Below are 19,998 nucleotides of genomic sequence, written 5' to 3' on the forward strand. Positions count from 1 at the left end.
CCGATCCGCCGCTACGCTCCGATCATGGATGTTCACCGCAGGGTGAGCCGACCGGGGACGACCGGGCGGATCGCCGCGCTGCTGGAGGAGGTCGATGACCTGCTCGACCTGGGCCGCACGGCACAAGGCGCGGACGAGAGCAGCGCGACCACCGCGGTGCGAGCGCTCCAGGACCGCTACCCGGTCTGGTACTCGCAAGCGCTCGCCGCGCTCCCGGACGACCTCCGCCACCGGTTCACCGGGCAGTACGAGTCCCAGCGGCCGCTGCTCGCGCCGAAGATCGACCGGTTCCTCGCCGAACCCCGCCGCCCGTGGGCCGCCTACGACTCCGCCCCCCGATTCCTCCGGAGCCACGGCCGGTGGCAGTACGCGCTGCGGCCGAGCTTCGAGGAGCCGCTGCGCGAGCAGCGCCGGGTGCTGCTGGAAGCGCAGGGCAGGATCGGCATCGATCCCGACGTCGAACGCACCACCGGACGGCTGGTCGAGATCTTCCGCAGGCTGCCCGCCGCGCTGAACATCCTCGGCCGGGAGCATCGGCAGCGGCAGGGCCTGCCAGTCGACGACGAGTACGACCTCCAGCGCGTCGTGCACGCCCTGCTGCGGCTGCACTTCGACGACGTGGAACCGGAGGAGACGACGCCGCGGCGAGCAGGCGGCTCCTACCGGATGGACTTCCTGCTGCGCCGGGAGCGGGTCGTGGTCGAGGTCAAGATGACCCGTCCTTCGCTCGGCGCCAGGGAACTCCGCCACCAGCTCGTCGACGACCTCTTCGGCTACCGGCGGCAACCCGGCGTGGCCGCGCTGCTGTTCGTCGTGCTCGACCGCGACCGGCACGTCGACAACCCGGCCGGGTTCGAGCAGGACATCGCGGACGACGACCCGGAGCTGTTGGTCCGAGCCGTCATCGCGCAAGGATGACGACCACCGCGATCACCGCAGCGGGAACGGCACCCCGCGCTGCTCGGCCGGGCGGGGACCGAAGATCCGCCGCTGCGACTCGTCGATCGCGAGGTCGTTGATGCTGGCCTCGCGGCGGCGCATCAGCCCGTCCGGCGCGAACTCCCACAGCTCGTTGCCGTACGAGCGCCACCAGCGGCCGTCCGCGTCCCGGCACTCGTACTGGAACCGCACCGCGATGCGGTCCGCGGTGAACGCCCACAGCTCCTTGCGCAGCGCGTAGTCCAGCTCGCGGCGCCACTTCTCCCGCAGGAACTCGACGATCTCCGCGCGGCCGGTGACGAACCGGTCCCGGTTCCGCCACACCGAGTCCGCGGTGTAGGCGAGCGCGACCGCCTCCGGATCGGTGGTGTTCCACGCGTCCTCGGCGGCCTGGACCTTCTGCGCCGCGGTGTCGGCGCCGAACGGCGGGTACGGGGGACGTCCGGTCATGGTGCTCTCCTCTCGCGCGTCGGAGAACGTGCGTTCTCCGCGCTGCTAACCTAGAGAACGCACGTTCTCCACGCCAGGGAGCAGACCGATGGACCAGCGCACCGCCACCACCCGGCTGCTCGACGCCGCCGAGGAGCTGTTCTACGCGCGCGGCGTGCAGGCCGTCGGCATGGACGAGATCCGCGCCGCCTCCGGCGTCTCGCTCAAGCGCCTCTACCAGTGCTTCCCCTCGAAGGAGCAGCTCGTCGTCGGCTACCTGCGGCGCCGCGACGAGCGGTGGCGCGACTCCTTGGCCCGCTCCGTCACCACCCGCGCCCGAGGCGCCGAGCAGGTGCTCGCCGTCTTCGACTGGCTGCACGAGTGGTTCTCCGAACCGGGTTTCCACGGCTGCGCGTTCCTGAACTCCTTCGGTGAGCTCGGCGCCACCAGTCCCGCCGTCGCCGCCGCGGTCCGCGACCACAAGGCCGAGGTGCAGCGCTACCTCACCACGCTGCTCACCGACACCGACGAGCCGCGAACCGACCGGAAGGCATCCGAGCGGGAGGCGTTGGCCGAGCAGCTCAACGTCCTCGTAGAGGGCGCCATCACCACCGCCGCGATCACCGGCACCCCCGCCCCGGCCCGCCACGCCCGGGCAGCGGCCGAAGCCCTCCTCGCCCACCGCTGATCCCCCGGAACACCGCCCACCGCGCCCGATCACCGGGTACGGTCCGACGGCTTGAGCGGGCGCGCCCGCAGCTGCACTGCGCACCTACGATCACCGGCCGCTGCCGCTGGTGCTCGCGGTAGGGCGCCGGCTCTTCCGCCCGCCGCCCGCGGTGCTGCGGAAGCACTCGGCTACTGGGCGCCGAGGTCCGGAACGGTGAGGGAACCGTCGGCGGCGAGCGGGAAGCCCGGGTTGTGCGCGATCTCCCACGGATGCCCGTCCGGGTCGGTGAACACGCCCGCGTAGCCGCCGTAGAACGTCTCCGCCGGGCGCCTGGTCACCACCGCGCCCGCCGCCTCGGCCGCCGCGACGATCTCGTCGACCTCGGCCGCGGACCGGGCGTTGTGCGCGAGGCAGACACCGCCGAACCCGCGATCCACCGGCAGCCCGCAGTCCCGCGCGAGCTCCTCCCGCCCCCACAGCACGAACGCGCTGCCCCCGGTCTGGAAGAACACGGTTTCGCTGAGCTCCTGCCCGCGCCAGCCGAGCCGCTCGTAGAACGCCTTCGCCCGCGCCAGATCATCCACGCCGAGCGTGACCAGACTCACCCGCTGCTCCATTCCCGCAGCATAACGACGGCCGACGACCGTCCGTCCGTTCCAGGACCCTCCGGGACACCGGCTGCGGAACGTTGGAGATCGGCCCGGCGAACCACCCGACGCCGGCCGCCCTGACCGACTGGTCGTCCGGCCCGATGATCGACATCGGACCGGACGCTCGGAATTCCGCTCAGCCGCTGGCCGCGCTGGTGTTGATCTCACCGTTGACCCCGCGTGGGAAGAATCCACCCGAGGTCGCCTCTTGAGCGGTGAGGTACACGATGTTGAGGACTTGCCCGGCGCTGCGGCTGTAGGTGACGCCGAACTGATCGGTGGGCACGATGTTCGCCTTCCCGTTCTCGTCCACGACGCCCTGATCGAGGTCGTCGGCGCCGTCCAGGGAGTCCCGCGCATCGGAGAGCTTGACCGAAGCCTCCTTGAGGTCGCGGCCGAGCAGACCCGTCCCGAGCAAGCCGGTGTCCTTCGAGTACAGCGCACTGCGGATGTTCGCCGCGTGATAAGCCTCGGCAGCGAGAATGCCGGCGGCCGCCTCCAGGTAGGTCTTGTTCGACACCAGCGGCGCTGCACCCTTGTACGCGCTCACCCCGACGTCTTCGAACAGGTAAGCAGCCAGCAGGAAGTTGTCCTCGTTGGCGAACGGGTCGAAAGCCTCCCCGCGCCGTACGAGACCGGCGGCCTGCGCCGCGGCGGTGAAGCTGTTCTGCAGGTCGATCTCCGGTTGCGCCACCGCGGCCGACCCGAGGGCACTGCGCAGGAATTCCACGTGAGCGCGCTCGTCCGACGCGATCTCCTGTGCGTACTGGCGGACCATCTTGCTCTCGAACCGCACGGAACGACCTCCGGTGACGCCACCGCGGGCACCCGTGCCGCCAGTGAGCTTGTCCGGAATTCCCGCGCCGGTCACCGCATACGAGTAGAACTGCGCTTCGAGGTACTCCAGGTTGAGAGCGAAGTTCAGGATCGCTCCATCGCTCGGCGCCTCCGCGGCAGCAGCGACCGGCGCGAATGCCGTGGACGACATGGTCGCCGCGCCGATCACACCCAGACCGCCCAACCCGGCACTGCGCAGGAAGCGGCGGCGATCAGTCTGCCCCTCCGCGCTCCGGTTGATCATTTTCACGACTTGGTTCCGACCGAACACGTGGTTCCTTCCCCCACTCCGGCGGTTTCGACCGTGATCACCTGGTCACCACCCGAATGGTCATCTCGACGGACGTCCGAGGTTCGTCGCCGATCAGGCGGCCGCTTGGTCCACCGTGAAGATCTAGCCGTGCGAGGCCGAAGGTGCCGGTGGGCCGCGTCGGTTGCGGGACTTCCGCGGGAGGTTCCGGCGACCCGTCGCTGCCCGTTCGACGGCTCGTCGCCGCATTCGTCGATCAGGCCGGTGGCGCGGGCTGCTCGGGCGCTCCACGGTGGGCCGGCCGGGCGCAGCCCCCGCTTCACCGCCCACGGGCTCGTCCTGCCCGAGCTGCTCGCCGATTCGGATGTCAGACCACACGACCGGCGCGACTCCGGCTGCCTGCGGTGAAATGTCAGCCGAACCTCTTGTTCGCCGCAGCCCGCCACCTGCTCGCCGCGCCCGCCCAGATCCACGCCCCTCGGCGGCCGCGGGCAGCACGACGCGCCAGCGTTCGTGGACTCCGACGGGCGCACCGGCGAAGTTGGCAATCAGTCGGCAACTCGGCTCGGCAGCGGGATTCCTCAAGCCTGTGACCAGGCGGGATGGTGGGGCGCCTGGGGATCGAACCCAGAACCCACGGATTAAAAGTCCGTTGCTCTGCCAGTTGAGCTAACGCCCCGCAGGGGCAGCCTACAAGGGCGTGGTCATCTCGTGTGGTGGCGGGCCGGAGTGCACCGGGGCCGCGCGGGGCCACGAAGGTCGGGTTCGGCGTCAGGGACAATGGCGGGCGTGACCGTGCTCGATTCGATGGTGCCGACCGCCGAGAACCCGCCCGCGCACTCGCTGCGGATCGGGCCGCACGCGGTGGATCCGCCGGTGGTCCTCGCGCCGATGGCGGGGATCACGAACGTGGCGTTCCGCAGGTTGTGCCGGGAGTACGGCGCGGGGCTCTACGTCTGCGAGATGATCACCAGCCGGGCGCTGGTCGAGCGGCATCCGCAGACCATGCAGATGATCACGTTCGACGCCGACGAGCACCCGCGGTCGATGCAGCTGTACGGCGTCGACCCGGCGACCATGGGCGACGCGGTGCGGATGATCGTCGCCGAGGACCTCGCCGATCACGTGGACATGAACTTCGGCTGCCCCGTCCCGAAGGTCACCCGCAAGGGCGGCGGGTCGGCGCTGCCGTACAAGCGGCGGCTGTTCGAGGACATCGTCACCGCTGCGGTGCGCGCCGCCGAGCCCGCGGGCATCCCGGTCACCGTCAAGTTCCGCATCGGGATCGACGACGACCACCTCACCTACCTGGACGCGGGCCACATCGCCGAGGAGTCCGGCGCGGCCGCCGTGGCGCTGCACGCGCGCACCGCCGCGCAGCGCTACTCGGGCACCGCCGACTGGAGCACGATCGCCCGCCTGAAGGAGGCCGTGCGCGGCATCCCGGTGCTCGGCAACGGCGACATCTTCAGCGCCGACGACGCGCTGCGGATGATGGCCGAGACCGGCTGCGACGGGGTCGTCGTCGGGCGCGGCTGCCTCGGGCGCCCCTGGCTGTTCCGCGACCTCCAGGCCGCGTTCACCGGACGCGAGATCCCGCCGGGGCCGAACCTCGGCGAGGTGCGGCGGGTGCTGCGCAGGCACGGCGAGCTGCTCAGCGAGCACATGGGCGAGCAGAAGGGCGTGCGGGACCTGCGCAAGCACATGGCGCAGTACCTGCGCGGGTTCCCCGTCGGTTCCGACCTGCGGCACCGGTTCGGCCTGGTGTCCAGCCTCGCCGAGCTCGACGACCTGCTCGCCGACCTCGACCCGGACGTGCCGTTCCCCGCCGACGCGGAGGGCCCCCGCGGCCGCCAGGGCTCCGCGGGGAAGGTCGTGCTGCCCGAGGGCTGGCTGGACGACCCCGAGGACCGGTGCGTGCCCGCCGGTGCCGAGATCGACCACAGCGGCGGCTGACGGCGACGATGCGGATCGCTCTCCTGTGCCTCGCGGCGTGCGCGCTCGCGGGCTGCTCGACCACGCCGCAGGAACCGCCGCCGGAGCAGCGGATCAGCGACTACTTCGCCGCGAACGACGCCGCCGCCCGCGCGGGGGCGCAGGCGCAGCAGGACTTCTTCACCCGCACCCAGCACCCGGACTACGCCGACCGCACCTGCGAGCTGGACGGGCTCACCGTGCAGCTCGACCCGGCGATGAGCACGTTGCGCCCGGACCCCGGCTACCAGCCGGACGACACCGGGCCTCCCCGCGGGGACGTGCGGGTGGTGGGCGTGGAGGTAACGGTGCGCCGCGACGGCACGATCATCGGCAGGCAGATCGGCTCGCAGCACGTCGTGCTGCTCGACGGGCAGGTCCACGGATTCGCCCCCTGCCCGACCGGGAACGCCTCATGACGCGAACGGAGCACGTCCGCATGCGCGCACGTGACGTAGAACACGGCGCGTCCGATTCCTCCGTGCGGGTGGGGAGATCCCGTTTCACTTCCACCCGCTGTCCAGGGCCGGTACACACCAAGGCAGTCCGGCGACGTGAGACTCACTCACCAATTCGGAGCAAAGGCTGGTAAGCCGGATGAGCGAATTCCGCAGTACACGCGTCCCGGCGCCTCAAGCGACCCGCCGGAGCCGACGACACCACGGACGGGAGGTGACAGCGATGACCGGATTGCGCGACGGCTTCGCCGGACCCGAACCTCTGCGCGAGGACGTCGCGCGTTCGTTGTGCCCCGCACCGGCCCCACCGCCGGACCTCGGGCCGCGACGCACGCGTCACGAGCTCGCCAACGAGGGCGGCATGGTGGAACTGCACGAGTCGATCGCTGCGCTGCTCGCGTCCCGCGGGCAGTGGCGACAGGCCTACCACCACCTGCGCTCCGCGCTGGACCTGCTGTCCACCCAGGACACCCCGCGGGTGCCCGAACAGCTCCGGCACGAGGTGAACCGGCTGCGGCGCGAACACGCCGAAGCCCGCGAGCAGAGCCTCCGGGACAGCCTCACCGCCAGCTACAACCGCCGGTACCTCGACGAACGCCTCGCCGACCTGCTGGCCGTGGACGGGCCCGGCGGGCTGGCCGTCGGCCTCGTCGACCTGGACTGGTTCAAGCAGGTCAACGACACCTACGGGCACCTGCTGGGGGATCGGGTGCTGCAGCGCGTCGTGGACCTGCTGCAGGAGGCGCTGCCGTCGGGCTCGTTCTGCGCGCGCTACGGCGGCGAGGAGTTCGTGCTCGTGCTGCCGTCCATCGACGCGGCCCGCGCGGTCGCCGTGTGCGAGGCGGCCCGCATCCGCATCGAGCGGTTCCCCTGGACGCAGCTGGCGCCGGGGCTGCGCGTCACCGTGAGCATCGGGATGGCGCACGAACCGGACACCGGCCAGCACGCCTCGCCGTCCGCGACCGCCGAGCAGCAGCTCATCGGCGCGGACGCCCTGCTGTACGCGGCCAAGCAATCAGGCCGAAACGCGGTGGCCTACCGTTCGGCGAGCGAGGTCCACATCGCGGGCCTGGGCGCGGAGCGGCGCACCGGGGCTCGGCTGCTCGGCTACTGAGAGCGATCTCGCCGGAACCGATGGTACCTACTCAGGGTGTATGCGCCGGTCAAGCGGCGTAACACAGTTGGGCGATCTGGCGCACGATCTCAGCGAATCGTGCACTGATTGTGAAGAAATTGTCGCCCACTATCGTCAGTTCGGGCGATCAGCCGTACTATCTCGGGAGCGTTAAGCGATAGGACTTCGGGGAGTCGACCGCTGACGCCCATACCGAACGACGACACCATCGATTGCGACGGTGGGGAGGGAACACGGGTGCCGCAGGACCCCCGGCATGGCCAGCACGGGCACCACAGTCCCCACCAAGACGGGGGCCCGGACGAGGACAAAGCCCCCGAACAGCAGTCCGGGCGGCGCCGACGCGCGTTAGGCGACGACGGCACCGGTGGCACGCGGGTGTTCGACCTGCTGTCCAAGCACGGCAAGGCCCCCGGCGCGGGCACCGGCTCGCACCGCCGCGCCGCCGAACCCGAGAACCCCGACAGCGGCGGCGGACGCCGGTCGCGCGCGGCGCAGCCGCAGCAGCCCGCGCAGCCGCCCGCGGCGCAACCTCCCGCCGTGCAGCAGAGCGGTTCGCACCAGACCCCCCAGTCCGCGCAGGCACCGTCCCGCGGCCGCCCCACCCGCGGCGGCCCGCCGCCCGAACGGCGCTCCGACTGGACGCCGCCCGAATCGGCCTCGCGGCCGCCCACCGGGCGCACCCGTCCCGCCGCGCCGAGCCGTCCCGCCGGGGACGGCAGGCACTCCGAGCCGCACGGCCAGCAACCCGCCGCCCCGCCGAACCGGCAGGCGCCGCAGCGCCCGCAGCCGCAGCAGCCCCCGGCCGCGCAACAGCCGCCCGCGACCCAGCAACCCCCGGCCAACCAGCAGCCCGCCGCGCAGCAGCCGCCCGCCTCGGACGCGCAAGCCGCCGAGTGGTCGGCACCCCCGCGCCCGCCGCAGGGCCCCGCCGCCCGGCGCGGCCGCGGCCAGCAGCCGCCCGCGCCGCAGGAACCGCGCACCGGCGGCCACCGCTCCGCCGAACCGCCCGCCGACGCGCAGCCCCCGGCCCGCCCCGGGCATCCGCAGACCGGCAGGCAGCCCGCCCCCGGGCGCCCGCGGCCGCAGGACGCGCCGCGACGTCGCCGCCCCGACCCGCAGCAGGCCGCTGCCGGTGCGCTGGGCGCCACCCCGGACGCGGAAGCCACCCACATCGCCAAGGCGCTCTCCGGCGAGCCCACCGCCGAACCCGAGGCGCCGCGCAGGCGACGCGAAGCCCCGCCCGCCGACGCGCAGCCACCGGCTCGCCCCGGCCGACCGGGACGGCCTGGCCGCCCCGCACCCGCGGCCACACCTGCCGCCGAGGACCCCGAGGCGACCGCCGTAGTGCCCGCGGTGCCCGCCGAACCGGCGAACCCGCCCGCCGAGGCCACCAAGGTCACCCGCGTCCCGGAGCGCCCGGCGCGCAGCGACGCCGCCGCCGACGAGACCGCGATCGTCGCGCCCGTCCCGGCCGCCGACACCGGCTCGGACGACGCGGACGAGGACCAGGACGACGCGGACTCCGCCGACGGCGGCGACAGCGACGAGATCCGCCAGATCGACGCGACGCTGGCCCGGTTCTCCGCGGTGCACGACGAGATCGCCATCGAAGAGGACGCGCGGCGCAAGAAGTACTCGTGGCTGTTCGGCATGCGCAAGGAGCCCGAGCTGGGCCGCGACATGCCGTTCGACTTCGTCGAGGGCCGCGACGCCGGTTCGTCCCGGATGGACTGGAAGAAGGAGCAGCGCAAGCGCCGCACCATCCGCATCCTCAAGGCCCTCGCGGTCGCCGCCGCGCTGACGATCTTCGTCGCGACCGGCATCGGCTGGAGCGCGAAGGCGTGGGTGGACGCGAAGTTCAAGGACGTCGCCGCGCTCGACCCGGGCTCCTCGTCGATCAAGGACATCTCGAAGCAGTCCGGCGACCGGAACTTCCTGCTGCTGGGTTCGGACACCCGCGCCGGGGCGACCGAGGCGGACGGCGTCGGCGACACCACCGACGAGCCGGGCGCCCGCGCCGACACGACGATGGTCGCGCACATCCCGGCGGACCGGAGCCGCGTGCTCGTCGTGTCCTTCCCGCGCGACCTGCAGGTGGACATCCCCGCCTGCGAGCGCTGGAACCCGGACACCGGCCAGTACACCGGTGAAGAGGCCGGTCCGCGCACGGCGACCAAGCTGAACGAGGCCTACGCGGTCGGCGGGCCGAAGTGCACCACCAAGGTCGTGCAGCAGCTGTCAGGCCTGTCGATCACGAACTTCCTGGGCATCGACTTCCAGGGCTTCCGGTCGATGGTGGACGCGATGCACGGCGTGGACATCTGCTCCACGATCCCGATCGTGGACGACAAGATCGGCGTGGTGCTGCCGAACGCCGGCCCGCAGACGCTGGACGGCACGCAGGCGCTGAACTACGTGCGCGCGCGGCACGTGCAGGGCGACCCGACCTCGGACTACGGGCGGATGCAGCGCCAGCAGCTGTTCCTGTCCTCGCTGCTGCGCAAGGCGATGTCCGGGCAGGTGCTGATGGACCCGCAGAAGCTCGGCGGTTTCGTGGACGCGGTCGCGGCGAACACCTTCGGCGAGAACGTCGGCACCGACCAGCTGCTGGAGCTGGGGCGTTCGATGCAGGGCATGGACGCCGGGAAGATCACGTTCATCACGGTGCCGACCACCGGCTACGCGAACGACGAGGGTCGCGAGGAGCTGGATCCGGAGGAGGCCGCCGCGCTGTTCCGGGCGATCATCGAGGACGCTCCGGTGTCGCCGCGGCAGGCGGGCGTGCCCGGCGCCGCGGGTGGCGCGGGTCCGGCGTCGACGAGCCCGGTGTCGTTCGGCGGCGCCGCCACGGCGAAGCCGTCCGACGTGCCGGTGCGGGTGATCAACGCCGCCGGCCGGGACGGGCTGGCGGGGCGCACCGCCGACGAGCTGGGCGCGGCGGGCTATCCGGTGGCCGGGTCGGAGACGGTGTCCGAGGAGAGCGAGCGGACCGTGGTCCGGCACAGCGCGGCGAACGCGGCGGCGGCACGGCTGCTGGCGTCCGCGGTGCCGGGGGCGACGGCCGTGCAGGACGACGCGGCCGGTGGTGAGCTGCGGCTGGAGCTGGGCACCTCGTACACCGGTCCGGTGCAGGCGGCGGGCGGGCAGCAGGCCCAGCTGCCGACGGATCTGAGCACGGTGAACGCCGGCTCGGACGTGTGCGGCTGAGAACACCGGACTATTTGTCCGCTTTGACCCGTTCACCGCTTGTTGTGCCCGGAAGTGCTCTGATCGAATGGTGACGTCTGCAATACCACTCGAACGGGCCCATCATGGTCCGTTCACCGGCGATTCACCAGCGTGCGTCTTGTCCGATTCTTCCCGGAAGTAAGGTGACCGGCATGCGTGAGGTCTACCAGGAACAGCTCGGCGATCTCGCCGAGGAGCTCGCCTCGATGTCGACCATGGTCGGAACGGCGATGGAGCGCGCCACGAAGGCGCTACTGGAGGCCGATCTGACTCTGGCCGAACAGGTCATCGAGGAGGACGTGCACGTCGACGAGGCCCGCGCCCGCGCCGAGGAGCAGGCGTTCGGCCTGCTCGCCCTGCAGGCGCCCGTGGCAGGCGACCTGCGCACCGTCATCTCCACCATCCACGCCGCCGAGGACCTGGAGCGGATGGGCGACCTGGCGCTGCACGTCGCGAAGGCGGCCCGCCGCAGGCACCCGCAGCCGGTGCTGCCGGAGCCGGTCCAGGAGTACTTCGCCGAGATGGGCCGGGTCGCGGTGGACCTGTGCGGCCGCGCCGCCGCGGTGATCCGCTCCCGCGACATCGACGCCGCCCGCGACCTGGAGGCCGCCGACGACGCCGTGGACGACCTGCACCGCCACCTGTTCACCGTGATGATGAGCTCCGAGTGGTCGCACGGGGTGGCCGCGGCGGTGGACGTGACGCTGCTGGGCCGGTTCTACGAGCGGTTCGCCGACCACGCGGTCGCCGTCGGCCGCCGCGTCGTGTTCACCGTGACCGGGAGCATGCCGACCAGCTGAGCCGGGCTCGTTCCGCAGGCCCGCCGTGTCCCTCGTTCGAGGGGACTTCGGCGGGCCTTTTCACGCCATCAGGTCACGCGGCGTGTCCACTGCTGTTCGTAGGGCCGCTGAACTGGGGGAACAGGACCCGAAACGGCAAACGACGTATTAATACTCGGTCTCACCAGTCGTTGGGGCCGAATGCCGTATGCGAAGGTTCGTGCCGTGACCAGCACCGACGCCTCGCCCCTCGCCGCCGTCCCACCGGAGGCCGAGGGTGCATAACAGTCCGACCGTGCACCGCCGGCGCCTCGGCGGTGAACTGCGCAAGCTGCGCGAGTCCGCGGGCCGCACGCACCGCGAGGTCGCGGCCCACCTGGACTGCTCGCAGGGGAAGATCAGCCAGATCGAGCTGGGCCGGGTCCCGGTCCGCACCTCCGACGTGCGGTTGATGGCCGAGTTCTACGGCATCACCGGCGACCGGATCGACGAGCTGATCGAACTCGCCCAGGGTTCCAAGGAGCGCGGCTGGTGGCAGCGGTACCCGACGACGGCGCAGCGCCCCGGCTTCGAGACGCACCTCGGGCTGGAGACGGCGGCGAAGGCGGTCAGCTGCTTCGGCGCCGACCCCATCCCCGAGCTGCTGCACACCGCCGAGTACTCCACCGCGCTGTTCGGCGCCGAACTGCGCCCGCCCGCCGAATCGGACCGGCAGGAACGGCTCACCGTCACCACCACCCGGCAGCAGCGGCTGCTCGGCGCCGAACCGCTGGAGCTGTGGGCGGTGCTGGACGAGGCCGCGCTGCGCCGCAGCGTCGGCGGGCCGGTGGTGATGCGCCAGCAGCTGGAGCACCTGGTGCTGATGGGCTACCGGCGGAACGTGACCATCCAGGTGCTGCCGTTCGCGCACGGCGGGCACCCGCTGATGGGCGAGCGGATCTCGGTGTTCTCGTTCCCCTCGGACGCCGACCCGCAGGTGGTGCACGTCGGGGACTCCGCGAGTTCGCGGTTCCTGGACAAGCCCGCCGACACCGGCGACTACCTGACCGCGTTCGAGAAGGTCTGCGGCATCGCGCTGCCCCCGAAGGAGTCCAGCGCCTACATCTCCGCGGTCGCCGACGACTGGAAGGCCTGAGGACGAGCGGAGCCCGCCCCGGCGGTGCGGGACGGGCTCCGGTCGTCGCGCTCGATCAGCCGAAGCGGCCCGAGATGTAGTCCTCGGTGGCCTTCTGGCTGGGGTTGGAGAAGATCCGCCCGGTCTCGTCGATCTCCACGAGCTGGCCGGGTTCGCCCACCGCGCGCAGGTTGAAGAACGCGGTCTGGTCGCTGACCCGCGCCGCCTGCTGCATGTTGTGCGTGACGATGACGATCGTGTACTCCTGCTTCAGCGTGGAGATCAGGTCCTCGATCGCCAGCGTGGAGATCGGGTCCAGCGCCGAGCACGGCTCGTCCATCAGCAGCACGTCCGGCTGCACGGCGATGGCCCGCGCGATGCAGAGCCGCTGCTGCTGACCGCCGGAGAGGCCGCCGCCGGGCTTGCCCAGCCGGTCCTTGACCTCTTCCCACAGGTTCGCGCCGCGCAGCGCCCGCTCGGCGACCTCGTCGAGGTGCTTCTTGTTCTTCTCCCCGGCGAGCTTCAGCCCGGCCACCACGTTGTCCCGGATGGACATGGTGGGGAACGGGTTGGGCCGCTGGAAGACCATGCCGATGGTGCGGCGCACCTGCACCGGGTCGACGTGGGCGCCGTAGATGTCCTCGCCGTCGAGCAGCACCTTGCCGTCGACGCGGGCTCCCGGCACGACCTCGTGCATGCGGTTCAGCGACCGCAGCACGGTCGACTTGCCGCAGCCGGAGGGACCGATGAACGCGGTGACGCTGCGGGCCGGAACCTGCAAGGTCACGTCCTGCACGGCGTGGAACTTGCCGTAGTACAGGTTGAGGTCCTTGATGTCGAGACGCTTGGCCATGGGATCCGCCCTACTTGGTCTTGACGGCGAACAGCCTCGACAGCAGCGACGCCACGAGGTTGATCAGCATGATGACGAGAACGAGGGTGAGCGCGGCGCCCCACATGCGGGCGTCGCCGGCGGGGGTGCCGGTCCCGCGCTCCATGAAGATCGTGAGCGGCAGGGACGCGAGCTCGCCGCCGAACATGTCGTAGCTGATCGAGCTCGAGTAGCCGACGAGGATCAGCAGCGGCGCCGTCTCACCGAGCACCCGGGCGAGGCCGAGCATGACGCCGGTGAGGATGCCGGACAGCGCGGTGGGCAGCACGACCTTCACGATCGTCTTCCACTTGGGCACGCCCAGCGCGTACGAGGCCTCGCGCAGCTCGTCCGGGACGATCAGCAGCATCGTCTCGGTGACGCGCACGACCACCGGCACCATGAGCAGCACCAGCGACAGCGCCACCGCGAACCCGCTCCGGCTGAAGCCGAAGGTGGTGATCCACAGCGCGTAGATGAACAGGCCGGCCACGATCGACGGCAGGCCGCTGAGGATGTCCACCATGAAGGTGGCGACCTTCGCGAACCGCGAGTTCTGCCCGTACTCGATCAGGTAGATCGCGACGAGCACGCCCAGCGGCACCGAGATGACCGCGCAGATGAGCCCTTCGAGCAGGGTGCCCGCGAGCGCGTGGTTGATGCCGCCGCCGAAGTCGGTGGGCAGCAGGCCGTTGAACGAGTGCGTCCACCAGGTGCTGCTCAGCACCGGGGCGAGCCCGCGCTGCAGCAGGGTGATCAGCACCCACAGCAGCGGGACGACGGCGATCAGGAACGCCGCGGTGAACACGGTCGTCGCGAGGTGGTTCTTGAACTTCCGGGCGAACCCGAGGTGCTGGAACGCCGGGGGTGCGGCGGGGCGCTCGACGTCAGCGGCGTTCGTTGTCATGACTTCCCCTTACCGCTGGCGCTCTCGATCCACCGGGCGAGCGCGTTCACCGCGAAGGTGATGACGAACAGCACCAGACCGGCGGAGATGTAGGCGCCGACCTGCATGTTGTTGTTGAACTCGCCGGAGCCGAGCGCGATCTTGGAGGCGAACGTCGCGCCCACGTCGAAGAGGCTGAAGTTCGGCCCGCTGTTGACCGTGCTGAGGATGACCGTCAGCGCCACGGTCTCGCCGAGCGCGCGGCCGAGGCCGAGCATCGAACCGCCGATGAAACCGTTGCGGCCGAACGGCCACACCGTCGTCCGCACGACCTCCCAGCGGGTGGCGCCGAGCGCCTGGGCGCCTTCGATGTGCGCCTTCGGCGTCCGCTGGAACACCTCGCGGGTGACGCCGGTGATGGTCGGCAGGATCATCACGGCGAGCACGATGCCCGCGGTGAAGATGTTCATGCCGCTGTCGGCGGGCGCGTTGCCACCCGCGAAGATCGGGATCCAGCCGAGGTTCTGGTTCAGCCAGAGCGCGACCGGCTTGAGCACCGGCCCCAGCACCAGCACGCCCCACAGGCCGTAGATCACCGAGGGCACCGCGGCCAGCAGGTCGACGATGTAGGCGAACGGGCGGGCCAGCGACGGCGGCGCGTACTGGGTGAGGAACAGCGCGATCCCGCACGCGATGGGCATCGCGAAGACCAGCGCGACCAGGGAGCTCGCCACCGTCACCCACGCGAGGTCGGCGATGCCGAAGCTCAGCTCGTTCGGGTCGGAGGTGTCCCACACCCGGCTGAACAGGAAGTTGACCTGGTTCGCCTGCAACGAGGGCACGGCCCGGATCAGCAGGAAGATCCCGATCGCCGCGATCAGCGCGACGACGAAGATCCCGGACCCGGTCGCGAGGGACTGGAATGCGCGGTCCCCGGCGCGGACGACCTTCTTCGGTTCGTCCGCCGGGGGCGCTTCGGGAGCGGAAATGACGGCCTCCGGTCCGGAAGTGGATGCCGAAACGCCCGTGCGGGCACCGGAGGTTCCGGTGCCCGCCGGGCGCTGGTCGGCTCTTGTCGAGTCGTTCACTGCTTCGTGCAGCCTCTCACTGGTGGAGGGGATTCCGGGGCGTCACGCGATCGCGCCGACGGCGCCCAGCACCTTCTGCTTGAACGCTTCGGGCAGCGCGACGTACCCGGCCTGCTCCAGCTGCGCGGCGTCCGCGTTGGCGGCGACGGTCAGCACGGCCTTCACGGCCTTGGCGGTCTCCGGGTCGTAGCCCTTCGAGCAGACGATCTCGTAGGTGTTGAGCACGATCGGGTAGACGCCCGGCTGCTTGTTGCCGTAGATCGAGTCGAGGTCGACCCGCAGGTCGTGGCCTTCGCCTTCGACCTTGGCGCCGTCGATGGCCTTGCCGACGTTCTCGGTGGTCAGGTCGACCGGGCCGGCACCGCTGTCGATCTTGGCGATGCCGAGGCCGAGGTTCTTCGGGAAGGACCACTCGACGTAGGTGATGGCGCCCGGGGTGGCCTTGACGGACTGGGCGACCTGGTCGCTGCCCTCGCGTCCCTGGCCGATGCCCGGCCCGGACTCGAACTGCTTGCCCTCGCCCTTCCAGGCGCCGCCGGTGGCGGTGCTCAGGTATTTCTGGAAGTTGTCCGAGGTGCCGGACTCGTCGGAGCGGAAGAACGGGACGACCGCGAGGTCCGGCAGCTGCTTGCCCGGGTTCAGCGCGGCGACCGCCGGGTCGTTCCAGTTCTTGATCTGGCCCTGGTACATCTTCGCGATCACGTCGGCGTTGAGCACCAGGTCGTCGACGCCCGCGACGTTGTAGGACACCGCGATCGGGCCGAAGACCATCGGGATGTTCCACGCCGGGTTGCCCGCGCAGCGCTCGGCGGCCTTGGCGACCTCGCCGTCGGCCTCGTCCAGCGGCGAGTCGGACCCGCCGAAGTCGATCTGCCCGGCGGTGAAGGCGGCGACGCCCTTGCCGGAGCCGGACTTGGTGTAGTTCAGCTGCTGGCCTTCGCAGGCCATGCCGTAGTCGCGGGCGAACACGTCCATGGCGTTCTTCTGCGCCGAGGAGCCTTCGGCGGAGATCGGCTTGGTGCCGCACTCGACGTTCAGCCCGGCCAGGGCGGGGTTGGCGCCGCCCTGCGGAACGTTCTGGTCGGTGCCGCAGGCCGACAGCACGAGCGTGCCGGCCGCGAAGAATCCGAGCGCAGCGCTGTGCCGCTTGATCTTCACTTCGTTCCTCCAGATCAGGGAAACACCGTGGGCGCGGCACGCTGCCGCTCGTCCCCGAACGCTAAGCAGTAGGAGTGGATTCGCGCCATGCAGCGGGTGAACGTGAAGTGAACAAGGCACGCTAAGTAAGCAGCGCCACGTTCCAACGGGTGATCGGCCACCATCTCGTGATCCAGGCGTTCGCAATCAGTGATCCGGACGAACGTCACGGATCACCGCCCGAACTGCACGTCCAGATCGGTGCGCTCGAAGCCGAGCCGCTGGTAGACCTTGATGGCGGGCGCGTTGTCGCCCTCGACGTAGAGCAGCACCTCCGCGCAGCCGATTTCACGCAGGTGGTGCAGTCCGGCCGCCGTCAGCAGCTTCCCCAAACCGCTACCCTGCGTGTCCGGATCCACTCCGACGACGTACACCTCGCCTTCGCCGCCCGGGTGCACCTTCGTCCAGTGGAAGCCCAGCAGGCGGTCCTGCGCGTCCACTGCGAGGAAGAAGCCGGTCGCGTCGAACCAGTCCTCCGCCTCCTTCTCGCGCAGATCCGCCTCGCTCATCGCGCCCTGCTCCGGGTGCCACCGGAACGCTCGGTGATTGACCGCGACGACGGCGGCCTCGTCGGAGCCGGGCCGGAACGCGCGGATCGACACGCCCTCGGGAGCCTCGGCCGCGGGCAGCTCGGCGTCGGCGAGCCGCAGGCCCATCCGCCACAGCTCGCGCGGGCGGGCGAAGCCGAACCGCTCCGCCAGCCGCAGCGCGCCCGGGTGCTCGCCGTGCGACCAGATCCGCAGCCGGCCGGTGTCCTCGCCCGCACCCTCCAGCGGCAGGTCGGCGCGCTCCAGCAGCGCCCGCACCAGCCGGGTGCCGACACCTCCGCGGCGTTGCGCCGGGTGCACGGCGAGCTCGGCCACCAGCAGGCCGTCCGCCTCGTCCGCGGTGTCCAGGTGCGCGTAGCCGAGCAGCTCACCCGCCGCCGAGCGCACCACGAAGTGCTCGGACCGCACGTCCGCCTGCACCGGCTCGATCTGCTGCGCCACGTCGCGGTGCGCCCGCAACCGCATGAGCACGTGCTCTCCCGCGGGCGCCACCCCGTCGGCCTCCGCGGCCGCGTCGAGCAGTGCCACCACCTCGGCCACCTCGGCCTGGTCCAGTCCGTTCCGCCACGTCAGCTGCACGGGCCCGACGTTACCCACCCGACCCCGCCCAGCACACGTGACGAACCCGGCACGGCACCCCGGACGACGCCGAAGCCCGCGCCCGCCCGGATCTCCTCCGTACCCTGCGAAGTGCACGACGGCTGGTGAGAACCTGGGAGGAACCGGTGGCCAGGACGAGGATCGGCACGACGATGCTGGTCGTCGCCGCGGGAGCGGTGCTGTCCTCCTGCGCGGGCGGTTCCGGACCGTCGAACCCCGCGTCGGCCGAGCCCGCCGCCCCTGCGCCCGGGAGGAGGGCGGACCAGTCCGTCCTGGGCGTGGCGGATGCTCGGGAATGCCCGGAATCCGTGGTCCAGCGGGCCTCGGACGCCCCGGTCGCCGAGTTCACCGTCCACGGCCTTCCCGGCGATGCGTTCTCGTACCGGATCGAGAAGGTCGACGGCTCGGTGCTCACCGGCACCAGCGGGGAATTCGCCCCGGTGCAGCGGGAAGCGGTGTTCACCACCGGGGTCCCGAACGCCGAGATCCGAAGCGTGACGATCTCCGCGCACGGGCGAACGGGGATCGCAGGCACCTGCCGGATCACGTCGATCAGCTGACAGGCCGAACCGCCCCCGCCGCTCGGAGCGGCGGGGGCGGTTCGGCGGTATCGGCTCAGGAGTGGGCGGCGATGATGGCTTCGGCCGCTTCGACCGCGCCGGAGGTGGCGGGCTGCTGCGGCGGGGCGGAACGGGCGGGGCGGACGAACTTGTAGCCCACGTTGCGCACCGTCCCGATCATCGAGTCGTACTCGGCGCCGAGCTTCGCCCGCAGCCGCCGCACGTGCACGTCGACCGTGCGGGTGCCGCCGAAGAAGTCGTAGCCCCACACCTCCTGCAGCAGCTGCGCGCGGGTGAACACCCGGCCCGCGTGCTGCGCCAGGTACTTGAGCAGCTCGAACTCCTTGTAGGTGAGCTCCAGCGCCCGGCCCTTCAGCCGCGCCGTGTAGGTGGCCTCCTCGATCACGAGGTCGCCGACCGACAGCGAACCGTCCGCGGCGGCGCTCTCCCCGGCGCGGCGGGTGGTGAGCAGCCGCATCCGGGCGTCCACCTCGGCGGGGCCGCTGGTCGGCAGCAGGATCTCGTCCACGCCCCACTCGGCGCTGATCGTGACCAGACCGCCCTCGTTGACGATCGCGATCACCGGGGCGTCCCCGGCGGCGAGGACGCGGCACAGGTCCCTGGCCCCGGCCAGGTCGGTGCGGGCGTCGACGAGCACCACGTCGTGGGCGCCTGCGGAGAGGATCGCTCCGGGGTCGGGGGGCAGGACGCGCACCCGGTGCGGCAGCAGTGCCAGTGCGGGCAGTGCTGCTTCGCCGTTCAGATCGCTGGTCAGCAGCAGCAGTTCGGAACTCATGTGGGGTGCCTCCCGTCCCAGGGCCATCACCGAAGCGGCGGCTCGCGGAGGCCGCCCGGACGGCGCGACAGGCCGGACGACCCGGCTTCGTTGCCTGTGGATGCCGAGCACAATACCCCTCATGAGTACGAAAACCCCAGGTGAACCGGACGGCATCACATTTGTGAAGGCGCTGCGAACCCGTGTTGCGCCGATGTTTCGTCCCACGCCGATCACGCTCACGACCGCGGACGGAGTGCGGTTGCGCGGGCAGTACCTGACCGGTGCGGGCGGCGGCGGCACCGCGTTCGCCGTCGGGCACGGCTTCACCAACCACGTCCGGAAACCGGCGGTGCGGGCGGTGCTGCGGCGGCTCGCCGAGCACGGGCCGGTGCTCGCGGTGGACTTCCGCGGGCACGGCCGCTCGGGCGGGACCAGTTCGGTCGGGCCTGCCGAGGTCGCGGACATGGCGGCGGCGCTGGCGCGGCTCCGCGAGCTCGGGCACCGGCGGGTGGTGAGCATCGGGTTCTCGCTCGGCGGCGCGGTCGCGCTGCGCCAGGCCGCGCTGGCCGCACCGGCGGAGCGGCCGGACGCGATGATCTCGGTGAGCGGTCCCGCGCGCTGGTGGGTGCGGGACACCCCGGCGATGCGGCGGGTGCACTGGTTGCTGGAACAACCGCACGGGCGGTGGGCGGCGCGGCTGCTGGGCGTGCGGCTGGGCGACGAGTGGGCGGAGATCCCGGCGTCGCCGATCGAACTGGCCCCGCTGCTCGCGCCGACCCCGGCGCTGCTGGTGCACGGCACCGACGACCACTACTTCCCGGTGGCCGACGCGGAGGCGCTGCACGCGGCCGCGGGCGGCGAGCTGTGGCTGGAGCAGGGCATGCGGCACGCGGAGAGCGCGACCACCCCGGAGCTGGTGGACCGGATGGCCCGCTGGGCCTGCGCAGCGGGCGACCGCTGCTGACCGGCCGCTCCGCTGCTGCCGGGGGGCGGGGCGGACGGGC

19 protein-coding genes and 1 tRNA gene are annotated in these 19,998 nt (G+C 71.6%); 10 read left to right on the forward strand and 10 right to left on the reverse strand.

Translation table 11 applies throughout. The annotated features are described in order from the left end of the window. Positions 1-24 precede the first annotated feature (24 nt). On the forward strand, positions 25-918 hold the full coding sequence (locus AC29IT_RS05680; protein ID WP_488218059.1) for a PD-(D/E)XK nuclease domain-containing protein: 894 nt from the start codon (positions 25-27) through the stop codon (positions 916-918). A gap of 12 nt (positions 919-930) precedes the next feature. Here AC29IT_RS05680 and AC29IT_RS05685 read toward each other — a convergent pair whose 3' ends face one another. Beyond that, entirely contained in the window at positions 931-1,389 is a 459-nt protein-coding gene (locus AC29IT_RS05685) for a nuclear transport factor 2 family protein (protein WP_358432266.1), read from the reverse strand. 88 nt (positions 1,390-1,477) lie between these two features. On the opposite strand from AC29IT_RS05685, the gene AC29IT_RS05690 reads away from it, so the two are divergent. Next, positions 1,478-2,056 carry a TetR/AcrR family transcriptional regulator gene (locus AC29IT_RS05690; RefSeq protein ID WP_488218060.1) on the forward strand — a complete coding sequence of 193 codons (579 nt, stop codon included), beginning with the start codon at positions 1,478-1,480 and terminating at the stop codon, positions 2,054-2,056. 170 nt (positions 2,057-2,226) lie between these two features. Here AC29IT_RS05690 and AC29IT_RS05695 read toward each other — a convergent pair whose 3' ends face one another. The 3 genes from AC29IT_RS05695 to AC29IT_RS05705 form a co-directional block, all read right to left on the reverse strand. Then, positions 2,227-2,643: a VOC family protein gene (locus tag AC29IT_RS05695; RefSeq protein WP_488218061.1), complete on the reverse strand. Its 417-nt coding sequence runs from the start codon at positions 2,641-2,643 to the stop codon at positions 2,227-2,229. 181 nt (positions 2,644-2,824) lie between these two features. Beyond that, positions 2,825-3,796: a ferritin-like domain-containing protein gene (locus AC29IT_RS05700; RefSeq protein WP_488218062.1), complete on the reverse strand. Its 972-nt coding sequence runs from the start codon at positions 3,794-3,796 to the stop codon at positions 2,825-2,827. Positions 3,797-4,378: 582 nt separating this feature from the next. Continuing rightward, positions 4,379-4,454 (reverse strand) — tRNA-Lys (locus AC29IT_RS05705). 101 nt (positions 4,455-4,555) lie between these two features. Here AC29IT_RS05705 and dusB point away from each other — a divergent pair. The 6 genes from dusB (at position 4,556) to AC29IT_RS05735 (ending at position 12,487) form a co-directional block, all read left to right on the forward strand. Beyond that, positions 4,556-5,731: a tRNA dihydrouridine synthase DusB gene (gene dusB / locus AC29IT_RS05710; protein ID WP_488218063.1), complete on the forward strand. Its 1,176-nt coding sequence runs from the start codon at positions 4,556-4,558 to the stop codon at positions 5,729-5,731. An 8-nt stretch (positions 5,732-5,739) separates the two neighbouring features. After that, entirely contained in the window at positions 5,740-6,168 is a 429-nt protein-coding gene (locus AC29IT_RS05715) for a hypothetical protein (protein ID WP_488218064.1), read from the forward strand. Between the two features lie 262 nt (positions 6,169-6,430). Further along, on the forward strand, positions 6,431-7,321 hold the full coding sequence (locus AC29IT_RS05720; protein WP_488218065.1) for a GGDEF domain-containing protein: 891 nt from the start codon (positions 6,431-6,433) through the stop codon (positions 7,319-7,321). A gap of 258 nt (positions 7,322-7,579) precedes the next feature. After that, positions 7,580-10,552: an LCP family protein gene (locus AC29IT_RS05725; RefSeq protein WP_488218066.1), complete on the forward strand. Its 2,973-nt coding sequence runs from the start codon at positions 7,580-7,582 to the stop codon at positions 10,550-10,552. Between the two features lie 173 nt (positions 10,553-10,725). Continuing rightward, the gene (phoU, locus tag AC29IT_RS05730; RefSeq protein WP_358445188.1) at positions 10,726-11,373 is read left to right on the forward strand and encodes a phosphate signaling complex protein PhoU; all 648 of its coding nucleotides are present in this window, start codon (positions 10,726-10,728) and stop codon (positions 11,371-11,373) included. Positions 11,374-11,647: 274 nt separating this feature from the next. Beyond that, on the forward strand, positions 11,648-12,487 hold the full coding sequence (locus AC29IT_RS05735) for a helix-turn-helix domain-containing protein (protein ID WP_488218067.1): 840 nt from the start codon (positions 11,648-11,650) through the stop codon (positions 12,485-12,487). 55 nt (positions 12,488-12,542) lie between these two features. On the opposite strand, the gene pstB is transcribed toward AC29IT_RS05735, so the two are convergent. The 5 genes from pstB to mshD form a co-directional block, all read right to left on the reverse strand. Next, positions 12,543-13,319 (reverse strand): phosphate ABC transporter ATP-binding protein PstB, encoded by a 777-nt coding sequence (gene pstB / locus AC29IT_RS05740; protein ID WP_358445182.1) that lies wholly within the window; start codon positions 13,317-13,319, stop codon positions 12,543-12,545. Positions 13,320-13,329: 10 nt separating this feature from the next. Continuing rightward, positions 13,330-14,244, reverse strand: coding sequence for a phosphate ABC transporter permease PstA (pstA, locus tag AC29IT_RS05745; protein ID WP_358445179.1), 915 nt, complete (start codon positions 14,242-14,244; stop codon positions 13,330-13,332). After that, positions 14,241-15,212 (reverse strand): phosphate ABC transporter permease subunit PstC, encoded by a 972-nt coding sequence (gene pstC / locus AC29IT_RS05750; protein ID WP_358445197.1) that lies wholly within the window; start codon positions 15,210-15,212, stop codon positions 14,241-14,243. Before pstC ends, pstA begins: the two co-directional genes overlap by 4 nt. 141 nt (positions 15,213-15,353) lie before the next feature. Then, positions 15,354-16,469: a phosphate ABC transporter substrate-binding protein PstS gene (pstS, locus tag AC29IT_RS05755; protein ID WP_358445176.1), complete on the reverse strand. Its 1,116-nt coding sequence runs from the start codon at positions 16,467-16,469 to the stop codon at positions 15,354-15,356. Between the two features lie 212 nt (positions 16,470-16,681). Continuing rightward, on the reverse strand, positions 16,682-17,635 hold the full coding sequence (gene mshD, locus AC29IT_RS05760) for a mycothiol synthase (RefSeq protein ID WP_488218068.1): 954 nt from the start codon (positions 17,633-17,635) through the stop codon (positions 16,682-16,684). A gap of 146 nt (positions 17,636-17,781) precedes the next feature. On the opposite strand from mshD, the gene AC29IT_RS05765 reads away from it, so the two are divergent. Continuing rightward, entirely contained in the window at positions 17,782-18,216 is a 435-nt protein-coding gene (locus AC29IT_RS05765) for a hypothetical protein (RefSeq protein WP_488218069.1), read from the forward strand. 55 nt (positions 18,217-18,271) lie between these two features. Here AC29IT_RS05765 and AC29IT_RS05770 read toward each other — a convergent pair whose 3' ends face one another. Then, positions 18,272-19,012, reverse strand: a complete 741-nt coding sequence (locus AC29IT_RS05770; RefSeq protein WP_358445167.1) for a winged helix-turn-helix transcriptional regulator — start codon at positions 19,010-19,012, stop codon at positions 18,272-18,274. A 193-nt stretch (positions 19,013-19,205) separates the two neighbouring features. Between AC29IT_RS05770 and AC29IT_RS05775 the strand changes: the two genes are divergently transcribed. Next, positions 19,206-19,958 carry an alpha/beta hydrolase gene (locus AC29IT_RS05775; protein WP_358445164.1) on the forward strand — a complete coding sequence of 251 codons (753 nt, stop codon included), beginning with the start codon at positions 19,206-19,208 and terminating at the stop codon, positions 19,956-19,958. Positions 19,959-19,998 lie beyond the last annotated feature (40 nt).

Source organism: Saccharopolyspora sp. MMCC62, assembly GCF_057736575.1.